The organism is Enterococcus hermanniensis, assembly GCF_001885945.1.
GTDB classification, from domain to species: Bacteria; Bacillota; Bacilli; order Lactobacillales; family Enterococcaceae; genus Enterococcus_A; species Enterococcus_A hermanniensis.
This window is the reverse complement of the sequence record NZ_JXKQ01000008.1, coordinates 99,480-115,985: the sequence shown is the minus strand read 5'-3', so window position 1 is coordinate 115,985 and position 16,506 is coordinate 99,480. Positions and strand designations below refer to the sequence as shown.

The window sequence follows — 16,506 nt, the reverse complement described above, 5'->3', positions numbered from 1 at the left end:
TTTGCATTATTTGTATTGTTTTGTGTTGGACGTTGTTGTCCTTGGTTCGAACGGTTTGCGTTCGCTGAGTTGTTCTGATTATTATTTTGTGTCAAGTCTTTAGTCCCTTTTCTATTCTGGAAGTTTGGGTTATTCTTTGAGCTCTTCCCTTGAAATTTTGGTTTTTCGTGCTGGTTAGCTGATGGTTTTGCTGGAGTAGTAGTTTGCGTCTTGCTAGAAAAAGCCTGTTTCAATTTTGATTCATCGTCTCCAGACAACGAACCCATATGATTTTTTATATCAATACCTAAAGTCTGTGCTTTTTCTACAACATCTTTACTCGATTGATTCACTTCTTTTGCAAATTCGTATACTCTTTTGTTTCCCATGCAATCACCTTCCTAACCTGTTATTAGCGACATAATTTTGTTGGCGAACCCTTGGTCTAAAACCCCGATTACTTTTCGAGGTTTTCCAATTGCACCTAAAATCTCTCCTTGAGTAAATTCGACAAAACATGTCGTTTTATAGTACTTACTTTTATCTAGTAATTTTTTCTGAGTGTTTTCACTCGCATCAGTAGTGACGATCACTAAACGAACTTTATTTTTACGAATATCATTGATCGTCAATTCTTCTCCTGTGATCAGTTTGCCTGCACGCATCGCAAGGCCTAACATGTTCAAGGCCTTTTGCTTATCCATTACTAAAGAGCTCTTTTCTGGCTTTTTGGTGTTTCACATAATCAAGTAATTCTTGATAAAATTCATCACTTAAGTCGGTCTCTAACGTACGGTCTAAGATTTTCTTTTTCCAAGCCGTTTCTACTTCCGTAGGCTCCAACGCTACATAAGCGCCACGTCCAGGTTTCTTACCAGAAGGATCAATCGAAACTTCGCCTTCTTTTGACTTAGCAATACGGATCAAATCTTTTTTAGGGAACATTTCACCGGAAACGACCGATTTACGCAAAGGAACTTTTCGCTTTTTCATTTGCTTGTCCTCCAATACCTATTCTTCTGAATCAGAAACATTTGTTTGGACATCATCTGCTACGACTGTTTCTTCGACAGCGTCAGTTGTTGCCTCATCTTTTACTTCTGTTTCTTTTACTTCTTCGACAGCTGACTCATCATAGTTAGCATAAAATTCTTCCATATCAGATTCAGATTTGATGTCGATTTTGTGAGCAGTTAATTTTGCAGCTAAACGGGCATTTTGTCCACGTTTACCAATTGCTAGTGATAATTGATAGTCAGGTACGACTACTGTACAGAATTTTGTATTACGGACATCAAAGATAACATCTTCGACTTGAGCAGGGTTTAAAGAATTCGCAATGAATACTGCAGGATCTTCATTCCACTCAACGATATCCATATTTTCGCCTTTTAGCTCATTAACGATTGCTTGTACACGTTGTCCTTTTGGTCCCACACATGTTCCAACAGGATCAATGTTAGGATCAGTAGAACGAACAGCAACTTTTGCACGGTCTCCCGCTTCACGAGCAATGCTGACGATTTCGACGATTCCATCATAGACTTCAGGAATTTCTTGTTCAAATAAACGACGTAATAAATCTGGATGACTACGGCTCACAAAAACTTGTGGGCCTTTTGATGTGTTTTCTACACGAGAAACATATACTTTGATGCGATCATGTGGTTTGTAATGTTCATTAGGAATTTGATCTTGTTTTGAAAGAACTGCTTCAATCTTTCCTAAGTTTACATAGATGTAGCGATTGTCTTGGCGTTCTACTACACCTTGCATAATATCATTTTCATAGGCACTGTATTCGTTATAAATGATATTACGTTCAGCTTCACGTACACGTTGTAAAATGACTTGTTTCGCTGTTTGAGCAGCAATCCGACCAAAGTCTTTTGGTGTCACTTCAAAACGAATAGTATCTCCAATTTCATATGCAGGGTTGATTAACATTGCATCTTTTAGTGATACTTCTAATTGTGAGTCCATGACTTCTTCCGTCACTTCTTTTACAGCGTATACGTGGATATCGCCTTTTTTCTCGTTGAAATCCACTTCAACATTTTGTGATTGTCCATAATGACGTTTATAAGCAGATACTAAAGCTGCCTCTAATGCGTCGATCACGATTTCTTTTGAAATACCTTTTTCTGCTTCTAGAGTATCAAGCGCATTAAGCATTTCTTTACTCATTGTTTACTTCCTCCTAGTTCAAATTAACACATCATTAAAATGACCGTTAACATTTAAAATTCAATTGCAAAACGCGCTTTCGCAATGTTTTTACGATCAAAAACAATGTCTTTCGTACGTGTCTTGATCTTAACAGTTAATGTTAATTCATCTTCTGTTAGTTCTTTCAAGAAACCTTGATATTGTTTTTCACCATCGACATTTTGATAAAGCGAAACATTGATGTACTGTCCCATCGCTTTTTGATAATCCGTTTCTTTCTTCAATGGGCGTTCTGCTCCAGGTGAAGACACCTCAAAGAAATACGCCTGCGGAATTGGATCAGGATCAATCGAATCTAATTTGTCGCTAAGCTTTTCACTAACGAAGGCACATTCTTCAATATCAATACCGCCTTCTTTATCAATAAATACTCTCAAAAACCAACTTTTTCCTTCTTTGACGAATTCCACTTCGACCAACTCAAAATTTTGTTCATCTAAAATTGGTGTTACTAAGTCAGTCACTGTTTCGACTACACTGCTCAAACTGTCAGCCTCCTTTTATTCCATTAAAAAGAGTGAGCGAAAATTCCGCTCACTCACCATCTGTCTATGATTACTTATTTATAGTAGCATAAATTTTTTGAAAATTCAACCGTGTCATTTTCAAAACCAAGCTTTCTTTCATTTCAAACTTGAATTTATCTTTTTCTTTACATATCAAATAATGACAATTGATTTTCATCAGGTAAATCTTTTAACACTCCATGGGTATCCATGTACTCAATCAACGTCTTGGAAACTTTCCCTCGTGAAGCAAGATCTTCTTTTGATAAGAAAATACCATCTTTACGTGCTTCAACGATTTGTTTGGCTACGTTCAAGCCAAGACCAGGAACCGCTCGGAAAGGCGCGATTAATGTATCGCCATCGATCACAAAGTCTTGGGCATCCGATTTGTATAGATCAATCATCCCAAAATGGAAATCCCGTTCCAACATCTCATTACATAATTCTAAAACAGTCAATTGATTTTTTTCTTTCGTCGAAGCGTCCATGCCTTTATCAGTGATGGCTTTCATCGATGCTTTAACGGCATCTTTACCTTTAGCCATTGCTACTAAATCAAAATCATCCGCCCGGACAGAAAAGTAGGCACAATAATAAAGAATCGGGAAATAGACTTTAAAGTAAGCCACCCGCAAGGCCATCAATACATACGCTGCTGCATGGGCTTTCGGGAACATGTATTTGATTTTTGAACACGAATCGATATACCAATCAGGAACATTGTTTTCTTTCATCGCTGAAAGATATGTTTCGCGTAATTCATCAGGGATTTTATTCCATTGACCTTTACGGACGGTTTCCATGATTTTAAAAGCCATTCCGCTATCCAGTCCCGCATGGATCAAGTAGACCATGATATCATCCCGACAACCAATTACTTCTGCAAGATTGGCCTCGCCACGACTGATCAATTCTTCAGCATTCCCTAACCAAACATCCGTACCGTGAGAAAGACCTGAGATTTGTAATAATTCTGCAAAAGTCGTAGGTGCTGTCTCTTCTAACATTCCGCGAACAAAACGCGTTCCAAATTCAGGGATTCCTAATGTTCCGGTTTTTGAATAAATCTGATCAGGTTCGACATTCAATACTTGTGGACCCGAAAAAATTTTCATAACTTCTGGATCATCTGTTGGGATCGTTTTAGGATCAACACCGGATAATTCTTGCAACATCCGAATCACTGTGGGATCATCATGTCCCAAAATATCTAGTTTTAATACATTGTCATGAATCGAGTGAAAATCAAAGTGCGTGGTTTTCCATTCTGAGTTTCGATCATCCGCTGGATATTGGATCGGTGTAAAATCATAAACATCCATATAATCAGGAATAACAATGATCCCACCCGGGTGTTGTCCAGTTGTACGTTTTACTCCTGTAGCCCCTTTAACTAATCGATCCACTTCGGCATTTCGAAAATTCAAATTATGATCCCGTTCATATCCTTTAACAAAACCGTAAGCTGTTTTTTCGGCAACTGTACCGATCGTTCCAGCGCGATAAACATACTCTTCGCCGAATAATACTTTTGTATAGTTGTGGGCTTCCGCTTGGTAATCACCTGAGAAGTTCAAATCGATATCGGGAACTTTATCTCCATGGAAACCTAAGAACGTTTCGAAGGGAATATCATGTCCGTCCTTATTCAGACGTGCGCCACAATTAGGGCACGCTTTTTCTGGCATATCAAAACCAGAACCATAAGAACCGTCTTCAAAAAATTCTGAGTATTGACACTCTGGACAATAATAATGCGGTGGTAAAGGATTTACTTCCGTGATCCCGGTCATTGTTGCAACGAAACTTGAACCAACTGATCCACGTGAACCAACTAAATAACCGTCCGCATTACTTTTATGAACGAGCTTTTGAGCAATCAAATAGATAACCGAGAAACCATTCCCGATGATCGAAGTCAATTCTTTTTCAAGTCGTTTTTCGATAATATCTGGTAAAGGATCACCGTACAATTCACGTGCGCGATCGTAACTTAACTTTTTGATTTCCTCCTCTGAGCCAGGAATCTTAGGTGTATATAAATCATCCTTCACTGGAACGATTTCTTCACACGTATCAACGATCGTATTCGGTCCATCGATCACGATTTCTTTGGCTAATTCAGGCCCTAAGAAACTAAATGCTTGCAGCATTTCATCTGTCGTCCGGAAATGAACCTCCGGAAGACTGTGGCGATTCAATGGATTTGCTCCGCCCATGGAACTAATCAAAATTTTACGATAAATCGCATCTTCTTTGTTTAAGTAGTGAACATCACCTGTTGCAACAACTGTTTTATTCAATTCTTTCCCGATTTGAATCAAGTTACGTAAAATATCTTCCAAATCCGCTTCATTTTTGACCAATTCTTGTTCAATCAAAGGAGCATACACAGCTTTAGGCATGACTTCGATGTAATCATAAAAAGTCGCGCGATTCTTCGCTTCTTCTACCCCTTTTTGCATCATTGCTTCAAAAATCTCACCTTGAGAACAAGCAGATCCGATCAATAAATTCTCACGCATTTTATTTAACTGTGAACGAGGAATCCGAGGGACACGTTCGAAATAATCAATATTTGACATTGAAATTAATTTGAATAAGTCTTTTAGACCTGCTTGATTTTTCGCTAGAATCGTTGCATGGAATGGTCGAGCCCGCTTGTAAGAATCACCTTCACCTACATGATCGTTCAATTGATCATGGTAATTCATTTCGTGCTTTTCAATTGCCTCTTTAACAAAAATCCAAGCTAAATGGCCCGTTGCTTCTGCATCGTAGACAGCTCGGTGATGTTGTTCCAAGTTGATCCCAAATTTTTTCGTTAATACGCCTAATCCAAACCGTTTGAATTCAGGATATAGGTAACGTGCTAACTCCAATGTATCAATAACAGGATTAGGTGTCTCTTCCATGGCATGACGAACATAAGTTGTGTTAATAAAACCGATATCAAACGTAGCGTTGTGGGCTACTAAGATCGCACCGTCACAGAACTTTTCAAATAGTTCCATTACTTCTTTTTCCGGTTTAGATCCGCGAACCATTTCATCCGTAATTCCAGTTAAATTAATCGTCGTTTCAGATAGCGGATGTCCTGGATCAATGAATTCTTCAAATGTTTCAACTACGTTTCCTTTATGCATCTTCACCGCAGCTAATTCAATAATCGTATCATAGACAGCCGATAAACCAGTAGTTTCCACATCGAATACGACATAAGTAGCATCCGTCAATGACACATGTGCATCATTATAGGCGATGGGCACCCCATCTGAAACAACATTGGCTTCAACACCATATAAAATTTTTACGCCAGCTTTTTTTCCTGCCGCATGCGCTTCTGGGAACGATTGTGCGCCGCCATGATCGGTAATAGCAATTGCTTTGTGTCCCCATTTACCTGCTTGAGTAACTAAATCCGAGGCACTGTTGATCGCATCCATCGTACTCATATTCGTATGCAAATGTAGTTCAGATCTTTTTTCGGTAGAAGTATCTTGACGTTCTGGGTGTTTTACTTCTTGAATATCTTGCGCATTCATAACTAAATCACGCATAAAGGTGTCTTCTTGAACACTTCCTCGAACACGGATCCAACTATTGTTTGAGATGGCATCGAAAATAGCTTCGTCTTTTTCCCCATTCGAAAACTTCTTCACTACAAACGATGACGTATAGTCTGTCATTTTTAAAATCAGGATTTTTCGTTTAGAACGTAATTCACGGACTTCTTTATCAAAAATAAAACCTTCAATCGTGATGCGACGTTCTTCTTCGATGATATTACTCATCGGAGTGATTGCTTCGTCGGCAGGAATATTACGACCCATTTGGATTGGACCATCAAAATGGGTGGCACTTTCCTTCTTCTCTTTTTTCTTCGATTCATATTGCGCTAAACTTGCTGCAGCTTGCTCTTGCATTGCTTGGGCTTGCTCTTGCTTCCGAACTTCAAATTCTTTCAATTTCTTATCTGCTTGCTCTTTATCAACTTCGGGATCGATCCGTAAATGTGGGAAGCCATAGGAAACAAGATTTTCTTCAATCAATGGTAAGTATTGTTGCTTCAAAAATGGGATTACGGTTTCGTTATCAATTAGCAAAACGATTTTTTTTTCTTGAACCAGAGGCAATGTTTTGCTTAAGACTTGTTTCACTAAAGGGGTATCACAATCTTGTTCCCCTAAAGCAAATTGCCAGTATTGTTGCAATGCTTCCTCTGAAAATTGATTTTTGAGTGGGACAATATGTAATTTTACTTTCGCGATTGGTTGAAATGCGATTTGTAATTTTTGGTAAAACACATGGAATAATTTAGCTGGTAAAATCGCTGGTGTTTGGATAAAAAATTCCCATACCCGCGATTTTTCATGCACGACAACTTCTTTGATCTCTGATGTTTGGATCATCGGGTGTTGTTGTTCTGCTTCAGCCAGTTCAATTTGTCGTAATAAGTTTTCGAACAATTCACGATTTTTAGACAAAATGGCATCTCCTTCACTTTTTCAAGTATGTTCCAGTATACCTGTTTTTTTTTATGATTGCATTAGAAAAAGGTTTGTGACAAGTTAATGTCTCAAACCTTTTTTGCTTGTTCAAACTAAACGTTCCCTCAGTTAAAAAAAGAAGCGTTGGATATCATTCCAAGTAACTAAGATCATTAAGAACATAATAAACCCAAAACCGATCATTGTGATCATGCCCTCTTTATCGGGATCAAGGGGTTTCCCACGGATGCCCTCAATAAAGTTCAATAAAATTTTCCCACCATCGAAGGCTGGAATCGGCAATAGATTCACGATCCCTAAATTGACCGATAGTAACGCCATTAAGTAAATTACTGTCTTCACTCCTTGTTTTGAAGCCTCTGAAGACATTTGATACATCATTACCGGACCACCAAGTTTATCCAGACTAAACCCACTGAAAAGGGAACCTAGTGCACTGAATATCTGTTTGGTCATATCCCAAGACTGAGTCAAACCACCAATAACTTTATCACCAAAGCCCGTCTTGTAGTAAGGAGCTACACCGATTTGACCAATTTTTTCTCCATTACTTTTGACACTTTTTGCAGTCATCTCCACTGTCTTTTGTTTACCATCTTGATCAATGACCACTGAAAGCTTTGCACCTGGTTTCTTAGTGACTGAGTTCGTCAAATCTTCCCATTTATTGATTTTTTTCCCATCGATCGAAACAATCGTATCATTATCTTTCAAGCCAGCTACAGCTGCTGGGCTTCCAGCTTGAACTTCACCGATTTGGTTCGTATTGTAATCTGCCACGCCGCCTTGCAAAAAGGCTAAAGCAATAAATAAAATAATCGTTAAAATAAAATTGTTCATCGGACCAGCAAAATTCGTCATAATCCGAGCGCCTAGTTTTGCTGATTGAAATTGAACATCTCTTGGAGCGATGCGCACTTCAGTTCCATTTTCTTCGATGACTGTTGCATCGTGTTGAACGTGATAGAGAGTCTCTTGACTTTCATCACCATTCACATAACCTTTGATTGTTAAATCATCGACCAAATCCGCTGCGATCAATTCCATTGGAATACTGTTAGGCAAGTTCACTTTTTTGCTGACATTGATTCGCTTCACTTCATTTTTAGGTGTCAATTCTACTGAAAGCGGCATCCCAGGACTTAATTCTGTTTCTTCATCTTCTAAACCTGCCATTCGAACATAGCCGCCGATTGGTAATAGTCTGAGTGTATAGGTTGTCCCATCTTGAGCCATATGGGCAATTAATTTCGGACCCATCCCGATCGAAAATTCTCGAACTAAGATTCCTGCTCGTTTGGCAAAAAAGAAATGCCCAAATTCATGAACGATGACAAGAACACCAAAAACAATCAAAAACGTAATTATCGTACGTATCATTATCTTAATCCTACTTTCTTGAGTTTCTTAACGTTAGTTTATCATAGTCTCAAAAAAATTGATTCCATTCCTCATGATTTCATAGAAAATTTAAAATTACTCGATCTCTTAGAACGTCATTTATTATTTTATTAGTATAAAAAAAGAGCGTCTCCGCTCTTTTAGAATAAACCTAGTAGATGCATCATCGGAAAGACGAATAACATACTATCAAATCGATCTAAGATCCCCCCGTGGCCGGGTAAAATATTTCCTGAGTCTTTTACATCATAATGACGTTTGATTGCTGATTCTACTAAATCGCCAAATTGACCGACGATTGAAAAAATCAATGTAAAAATAATGATCGTTACTAAATTATGATGAAAAACAGCTGGTTGCACTAAGAAGAAGATGATTGCTACGACGACTGCTGAAGCAATCCCACCTAATGCACCTTCAATCGTTTTGTTGGGTGAAATTTCTGGCCAAAGCTTATGTTTACCAATTTGACGTCCAATCATGTAGGCGCCGATGTCTGTCGACCAGACGATAAAGAACGCAAACAATAAAATGGCTAAACTACTTGCACGAGCAGTAACTAAATTTTGGAATCCAACTCCAACATATAAACTTACGATGACTGGAAATCCAGCTTCATCGATCGTATACGTATTTTTAGATACTACTGAAAATCCTAAAATAATCATTACTGTCAAATAAAACATCATAAAATTGCTGTTATCCCCACTTAAAAAAGGCATCCAGCGTTCTGCCGGTAAAACTAGAAAAACTGCACCTAATATGGAGAGCACTCCTTCAAAACTTAGGATCGCTAATCCTTTCATGCGGAATAATTCGTACACACCGATTCCCGCTAATACAGCTGCCGCTACTTCTAGTACCACTCCCCCGACATATAATATCGGAATGAAGATCACTAACGCGATGACTGCAGTAATAACACGTTGTCTCATTTATTTTCCTCCTTATTTAATCCCCCAAAGCGACGATTTCGTTGTTGGAATGAAGCGATTGCCGCCTCCAAATGATCCCCGTCAAAATCAGGCCACAAAGCTTTGGTAAAATACAACTCACTATAGGCTAATTGCCATAGCAAGAAATTACTGATTCGTTCTTCACCACTCGTACGGATCACTAATTCTGGATCACGTAATTCTTTGGGTAAGAAACCGGTCATCAAATGATCCCCCACGACATCATCGTTGATTGAATCGACAGCCAGAGTTCCTGCTTTTACTTCCTGGGCTATTTCTTTGATTCCCGTAACGATTTCTGCCCGGCTACCGTAATTCAAAGCGAAATTCAAGACTAAACCATCATTTTGAGCCGTTTGTTCGATTGCTCGTTTCACTGCATCTTGAGTATGTGTAGGCAAATATTCTTCGTAGCCCATCACTTGCACTTGAACATTTTCTTCAATTAATTCTGGCACAAAAGTATCAAAAAAATCTACTGGTAGTTGCATCAAAAAGCTGACTTCTTCTTCTGGTCGTTTCCAGTTTTCGGTTGAAAAGGCATATAATGTTAGCACCTTTACGCCTAAACGATTCGCGTGCTTCGTAATCTTTTTAACCGTCTCCATACCTTCTTTGTGACCAGCAATTCTTGGTAGTCGCCGATTCTGTGCCCAACGTCCATTTCCATCCATTATAATCGCAATATGTTTCGGAATGGCTCCTTCATGGTTAAAAACAAGCGAGGTTGCTTCCGGAGTATATTTTTGTTTTTGTGGGAAAAATCGTAAAACCATGTTTTTTCCTCCTTCATTAATATAAGTAATCAAATACTTTTGAAAAGTCATCTGACATTATATCAATAAACGTAGGTGATTCCTATGGGAATTTCGATTCCTTTAGCCTTTTTCAATGATTCAGCCAAATAGTGTACTGGCTGATTTTCGATTTTGATCAAAAAAAAAGAAAAACCTAAAGAATAAATTCTTTAGGTTTTGATTGTGTATCCTTATACTTCTAATAATTCTTTTTCTTTTTCTGAGACGATTTCATCGATTGCTTTGATATTGTCATCAGTTAATGATTGGATGTCTTTTTCAAGACCACGTAAATCATCTTCAGTTAAATCGCCATTTTTTTGTTGTTTTTTGTAATCGTCCATCGCATCACGACGAATATTACGCACAGCAATTTTAGCTCCTTCAGATTCTTTTTTTACTTCTTTAGCTAATTCTTTACGACGTTCTTCTGTTAATTGAGGAATCACTAAACGAATCACGTTGCCGTCATTGGCTGGATTTAAACCAATATCACTAGCTAAAATCGCTTTTTCAACATCTTTGATCATGTTTTTATCGAATGGTGTCACCATCAAAACACGTGCTTCGGGAATTGTGATAGAAGCCATTTGATTTACTGGTGTCGGTACTCCGTAGTAATCTACTGAGATACGGTCAAGTAAACTTGCATTCGCGCGCCCAGCACGGATTTGACCCAATTGACGTTGTAAGGCCTCTTGTGCTTTTTTCATTTTATCTTTTGCTTCATTCATTACTGTATCTGCCATATTATTTCCCCCTTACGGTTGTCCCGATATTTTCTCCGAGCACGACCCGTTTAATATTTCCAGTTTCATTTAAGTTAAATACAACAAGTGGAATATCATTATCCATACTTAATGAGCTAGCTGTTGAATCCATGACTTGCAACCCTTTTGAGATTACATCTAAATGGGTTAATTCATCATATTTCACGGCATTTTCATCAAGTTTTGGATCTGCTGAATATACACCATCAACATTATTTTTCGCCATTAAGATAACATCCGCATTTACTTCTGCCGCTCTCAAAGCAGCAGTTGTATCTGTTGAGAAGTAAGGATTCCCTGTTCCTCCAGCAAAAATTACAATCCGGCCTTTTTCAAGGTGACGTTCTGCTTTGCGACGGATATACGGTTCAGCGATTTGACGCATTTCGATTGATGTTTGAACACGCGTTGGGACATCGATATTTTCTAATGCATCTTGTAATGCCAATGCATTCATAACAGTTGCCAACATCCCCATATAGTCTGCTTGTGCACGTTCCATACCCATTTGAGCACCGATTTGTCCACGCCAAATATTTCCTCCACCAACAATAATTGCCATTTCGATACCTAAATCATGGACTTCTTTGATTTCTTCAACGATTTCTTGGATCACAGGTGGGTTGATCCCGAATTTTTCATCGCCAGCTAAAGCTTCTCCGCTGAGTTTCAATACTACACGTTTATATTTTGGTTCATTCATCACAATACCTCCACTGTCACTCTACTGATATTTTAGCATATTCTGTTCTTGAAGCGGGCCTATTTTGAATTTGCTTAAAAAAAGGGAGCGCACAGTTATATGCGTTCCCGTCTGTTCGTTAAACAGAATTATTTTTTAATTTGGCTCATAACTTCTTCAACAAAGTTATCTTCGCGTTTTTCAATACCTTCGCCGACTTCAAAACGGACGAAACTTGCAACTGTAGCACCTTTAGAAGATACATATTTTTCAACAGTCATATCAGGATCTTTAACGAATGGTTGGTCAACCAAAGCGATTTCTGCTTTAAATTTATTCAAACGACCAACAACCATTTTTTCAACGATGTTAGCAGGTTTGCCTTCATTTAATGCTTGTTCAGTTAGGACAGTTTTTTCGTGTTCTAATTCTGATTCAGGAATTTGGCTTTCATCAACATAACGAGGGTTGATTGCAGCAACGTGCATAGCAACATCTTTAGCTACAGCTTCGTCAGTTGTACCGTTTAATAGAGCTAACACAGCAATACGTCCGCCCATGTGTAAGTAGCCACCAAATGCAGCGTTGTCGTCTTTTTCAACAACTTCAAAACGACGGAAGTTAATACGTTCACCAATAACTTGAGTAGCCTCGATTAATGCAGATTCTAAAGTTTCACCTTTAGAGTTAGTTAATTTCATTGCAGCATCCATATCCGCTGGTTTGTTTTCAGCAACTAAAGAAGCAATTTCTTTAACTAAATCTTGGAACATTTCATTTTTAGAAACGAAGTCCGTTTCAGAATTCACTTCTACGATTGCAGCAGTATTTCCGTTGATTGCAACTGAAGCTAAACCTTCAGCAGCGATACGGTCATTTTTCTTAGCTGCTTTAGCCATACCTTTTTCACGTAAAAGATCGACAGCTTTTTCAATATCGCCTTCTACTTCTACTAATGCTCTTTTAGCATCCATCATACCTACGCCAGTCATGTCGCGTAGTTCTTTTACCATTTTAGCTGTTACGTCTGCCATTTTAAGGGCCTCCTTAGGTTTTATAAAAAAAGCTGCTTCAAAGGATAATATTTACTTTGAAGCAGCATATGCTACGAAATTATTCAGCTGATTCAGTAGAATTATTGTTGCCTTCCACTACATCAACGATTTCTTCGATTGAAGTCGCTTGTCCGCCATCTTCAGTTGCGAAGTCTGCTTCTGCTACTTGATCTTCACCTTGGTTTCCTTCGATGAATGCATCAGCCATTTTAGCAGTGATTAATTTCACGGCACGAATAGCATCGTCATTTGAAGGGATAACTACGTCGATTTCGTCTGGATCGCAGTTTGTATCAACCATTGCAACGATTGGGATGTTTAATTTTTGAGCTTCTTGAACAGCAATACGTTCTTTACGAGGATCAACGATATACATAACATCAGGGATGCGAGGCATATCAGCGATACCGCCTAAGAATTTTTCTAAACGTTCACGTTGTTTGTTCAAACCAACAACTTCTTTTTTAGGCAATACTTCGAAAGTACCGTCAGCTTCCATAGCGTTGATTTGTTTCAAACGAGCAATACGTTTTTGGATTGTATCCCAGTTAGTTAAAGTTCCACCTAACCAACGGTGGTTTACATAGTATTGACCAGCGCGGATAGCTTCTTCTTTGATTGCTTCTTGAGCTTGTTTCTTAGTTCCTACGAATAATGCAACGCCGCCGTCTTCAGCAACATCTTTCATGTAATCGTAAGCAGCATCTACTAATTTAACTGTTTTTTGTAAGTCAATGATGTAGATTCCGTTTCTTTCTGTGAAGATATATTTCTTCATTTTTGGGTTCCAGCGACGAGTTTGGTGACCGAAGTGTACGCCGGCTTCTAGTAATTGTTTCATAGACAATACTGACATTTGTGTTTCCTCCAATTGGTTTTTTTGTTTTCCTCTTCTACTCTCTTCTTTATAAGGAACTGACAAGCAGCACCGCCTTATAAATCAAGTCAGAATGTGGATTTTTTATATGTAGTCGCCTACACACAATTAGTAATTATACAAGACTAATTATAATAAATCAATCTTTTTATTCCACTTTTCATGTTTAATATTTATAGTGGAATACTGCTTAAAAAAACTTTTTCTGCTATACTGAATGCATAAATATTATCTTGTATTATCATTTTATGTCATTGAAGACGTGGCAACTCTGTGTTATTCCTTGATTTAAAGAACTGATAATGACTTGATTCTGACTAATTTCAAACAAAAATTAGTTCATTACTATTAAGTAAGGAGCATTTTTATGCGAAAAAAAGACCGGCACGAATTAATCAAACAAATTATTTCTGAAAATCCTATTCGAAATCAAAATGAACTAATGGATTATCTCAATGCTCAACGCGTCTCGGCAACCCAAGCAACAATTTCAAGAGATATCCGTGATTTAAAGATTGTCAAAACAATCGATGAGACTGGCAAGCCCCGCTTTGAATTATTTCAAGAACATCAAGTTCCGACTGAAGACGATGATATCAAGCGTTTAATTCGGATGACAGATGAAGTGATCGTAAAAGTCGACACTGTTCAATTCATGACTATCGTAAATACTTTACCTGACAATGCACATTTACTAGCGGCTGTTTTAGATGATCTTTCCAGTGAATACATCGTTGCTACGATGGCTAGTTTCGATACAATCATCATTATCTCTCGTACGTCCACTGACGCAGAGAAAGTAACAGAATTTTTAAGAGATCCCACACAGCAATCTATTTTTAACTAAACTGATGCCTCACTAATGAAAAACGATCCTGATAATTTCGGATCGTTTTTTTAGTAGCTCACAAAAAAAGACAACGGCTCGTCAGATCCGTTGTCTCTCTCATTTTTATTACATTCTGTTTGGAGCATGAACCCCTAATAAACGTAGGTCTTCTTTTAAGATTACTGTTACAGCATGGACTAACGCTAGGCGAGCATCTCTTTGTTCGTCGTCGACCAAAATCTTTGTATGAGCATAATATTTATTGAATGCTTGAGCTAATTTAATTGAATGCTTGGCAATCACTGATGGTTCATATTGTTCCGCTGCTTGTATCACAACTTCTGGATAGCTTTGTAATAATTTAATGATTTCCCAGCTGTCTGCATCATTTAGTGCATAAACTGCTTCTGGATCGACCGTGAAGTCCGCTTTTCCTAAAACGGTCATCGCACGCGCATGCGTATATTGAACGTACGGGCCTGTTTCACCTTCAAAACGAACGACTTCTTCTAAACTAAAGTCAAAATTGTTTAGGCGATCATTTTTCAAATCATGAAATACAACGGCACCAACACCAACTTGATTAGCGATTTCTTCTTTATTTGGTAAATCAGGATTTTTCGCTTCGATTTGTGCTAATGCCGAATCTTTGGCTTCATTCAACACTTCTTCTAAAAGAACGATTTTTCCTTTACGTGTAGATAATTTTTTGCCATCTTTTGTAATCAAACCGAATGGTACATGGACCATTTCATCTGACCAATCGAAGCCTAATTCTTTAATGACCGCTTTTAATTGTTTGAAATGACCACTTTGTTCATTCCCTACGACGTATAATGACTTCACAAAATTATATTCACGTTTGCGGTATAAAGCCGCTGCTAAATCACGCGTGATATAAAGTGTTGCACCATCAGATTTTTTGATCAACGCAGGATTCAACCCATATTTTTCAAGATCAACAATTTCCGCGCCTTCATTGGTTTGTAGTAAGTGTTTTTCTTCTAATAAAGTGACGACTTCATCCATTTTGTCATTATAAAACGCTTCGCCGTTGAATGAATCAAAATCAATTTCTAGCATACCGTAGATTTTATTGAATTCTTTTAGTGATTCACTACGGAACCATTTCCATAAGCTTAAAGCTTCTTCATCGTTATCTTCTAGTTTTTTGAACCATGCACGAGCTTCATCATTTAATTCTGGTTCTTCTTCTGCTCTTTCGTGGAATTCTACATAAAGACGCAACAACTCATTGATTGGTTCGGCTTTGACTTTTTCTTCAGAGCCCCATTTTTTATAAGCAACGATCAATTTACCAAATTGCGTCCCCCAGTCACCTAAGTGATTGATCTTGATTGGGTTATAACCGATTTTACTAAGAATCAGGCTAATCGAATTACCGATCACTGTGGAGCGTAAATGGCCCATTGAGATTGGTTTAGCGATGTTCGGTGAGGACATATCAATCGTAACATTGCCTTCATTACCAATGTTGCTATCTCCAAAACTTTGATCTTCTTTAGCGATTTCTTTTAGAACCATGCTTGAGATCACTTCTTTTTTCATAAAGAAATTTAGATAAGGCCCTACTACTTCGATTTTTTCAAATGCGTCTGGATTAATTTTTTCTGCTAATTCCGCGGCGATTTGTTGTGGTGCTTTACGAAAAACTTTTGCTAATGAAAATGCTGGAAAGGCTACATCTCCATGATCGACTGATTTAGGATTTTCAAGCAAACGTTCAACTTCTGCTAAAGTTAATTGTTCTTCTACTACTTCATATACGGCTTGTGCAACGATTTCTTTATTATTCATCCAAATTTCCTCCCTTGAAATACAACTATCCGTGATTGTCTCAGTTCCGTGTACGAGCTTTTGTAAGTAAAACGAGCGAAAAAAAAATCCCTG

15 protein-coding genes are annotated in these 16,506 nt (G+C 38.0%); 1 reads left to right on the top strand and 14 read right to left on the bottom strand.

Annotated elements, in window-relative coordinates; all coding sequences use genetic code 11:
- From RV04_RS10005 to rpsB, 13 genes are all read right to left on the bottom strand, one after another.
- Positions 1-368 (bottom strand): translation initiation factor IF-2 N-terminal domain-containing protein (locus RV04_RS10005; protein WP_211271192.1); only part of this gene is annotated, 368 nt, incomplete at its 3' end.
- 12 nt (positions 369-380) lie between these two features.
- Positions 381-683, bottom strand: coding sequence for a L7Ae/L30e/S12e/Gadd45 family ribosomal protein (locus RV04_RS10000; protein WP_071858322.1), 303 nt, complete (start codon positions 681-683; stop codon positions 381-383).
- Positions 676-972, bottom strand: a complete 297-nt coding sequence (gene rnpM, locus RV04_RS09995; RefSeq protein WP_071858321.1) for an RNase P modulator RnpM — start codon at positions 970-972, stop codon at positions 676-678. Before rnpM ends, RV04_RS10000 begins: the two co-directional genes overlap by 8 nt.
- Before the next feature lie 18 nt (positions 973-990).
- Complete coding sequence (gene nusA / locus RV04_RS09990; protein WP_071858320.1) at positions 991-2,166, bottom strand: transcription termination factor NusA; 1,176 nt, start codon at positions 2,164-2,166, stop codon at positions 991-993.
- A gap of 53 nt (positions 2,167-2,219) precedes the next feature.
- Entirely contained in the window at positions 2,220-2,693 is a 474-nt protein-coding gene (rimP, locus tag RV04_RS09985; RefSeq protein ID WP_071858319.1) for a ribosome maturation factor RimP, read from the bottom strand.
- A 167-nt stretch (positions 2,694-2,860) separates the two neighbouring features.
- Positions 2,861-7,204 carry a PolC-type DNA polymerase III gene (locus tag RV04_RS09980; RefSeq protein WP_071858318.1) on the bottom strand — a complete coding sequence of 1,448 codons (4,344 nt, stop codon included), beginning with the start codon at positions 7,202-7,204 and terminating at the stop codon, positions 2,861-2,863.
- Between the two features lie 132 nt (positions 7,205-7,336).
- Positions 7,337-8,605: an RIP metalloprotease RseP gene (gene rseP / locus RV04_RS09975; protein ID WP_071858326.1), complete on the bottom strand. Its 1,269-nt coding sequence runs from the start codon at positions 8,603-8,605 to the stop codon at positions 7,337-7,339.
- Between the two features lie 164 nt (positions 8,606-8,769).
- A complete protein-coding gene (locus tag RV04_RS09970; protein ID WP_071858317.1) occupies positions 8,770-9,564 on the bottom strand; it encodes a phosphatidate cytidylyltransferase in 795 nt (264 codons plus the stop codon).
- Complete coding sequence (locus tag RV04_RS09965; RefSeq protein ID WP_071858316.1) at positions 9,561-10,361, bottom strand: undecaprenyl pyrophosphate synthase; 801 nt, start codon at positions 10,359-10,361, stop codon at positions 9,561-9,563. The genes RV04_RS09970 and RV04_RS09965 overlap by 4 nt, the downstream gene beginning before the upstream one ends.
- A 212-nt stretch (positions 10,362-10,573) precedes the next feature.
- Entirely contained in the window at positions 10,574-11,131 is a 558-nt protein-coding gene (frr, locus tag RV04_RS09960) for a ribosome recycling factor (protein WP_071858315.1), read from the bottom strand.
- A 1-nt stretch (position 11,132) separates the two neighbouring features.
- Positions 11,133-11,855, bottom strand: a complete 723-nt coding sequence (gene pyrH / locus RV04_RS09955; protein WP_071858314.1) for a UMP kinase — start codon at positions 11,853-11,855, stop codon at positions 11,133-11,135.
- A gap of 128 nt (positions 11,856-11,983) precedes the next feature.
- The gene (gene tsf, locus RV04_RS09950) at positions 11,984-12,868 is read right to left on the bottom strand and encodes a translation elongation factor Ts (protein WP_071858313.1); all 885 of its coding nucleotides are present in this window, start codon (positions 12,866-12,868) and stop codon (positions 11,984-11,986) included.
- Positions 12,869-12,947: 79 nt separating this feature from the next.
- Positions 12,948-13,745, bottom strand: coding sequence for a 30S ribosomal protein S2 (rpsB, locus tag RV04_RS09945; RefSeq protein ID WP_071858312.1), 798 nt, complete (start codon positions 13,743-13,745; stop codon positions 12,948-12,950).
- Positions 13,746-14,133: 388 nt separating this feature from the next.
- Here rpsB and RV04_RS09940 point away from each other — a divergent pair, with 388 nt between their 5' ends.
- Entirely contained in the window at positions 14,134-14,613 is a 480-nt protein-coding gene (locus RV04_RS09940) for an arginine repressor (protein WP_071858311.1), read from the top strand.
- 108 nt (positions 14,614-14,721) lie between these two features.
- On the opposite strand, the gene argS is transcribed toward RV04_RS09940, so the two are convergent.
- On the bottom strand, positions 14,722-16,413 hold the full coding sequence (argS, locus tag RV04_RS09935; RefSeq protein ID WP_071858310.1) for an arginine--tRNA ligase: 1,692 nt from the start codon (positions 16,411-16,413) through the stop codon (positions 14,722-14,724).
- Positions 16,414-16,506: the final 93 nt, after the last annotated feature.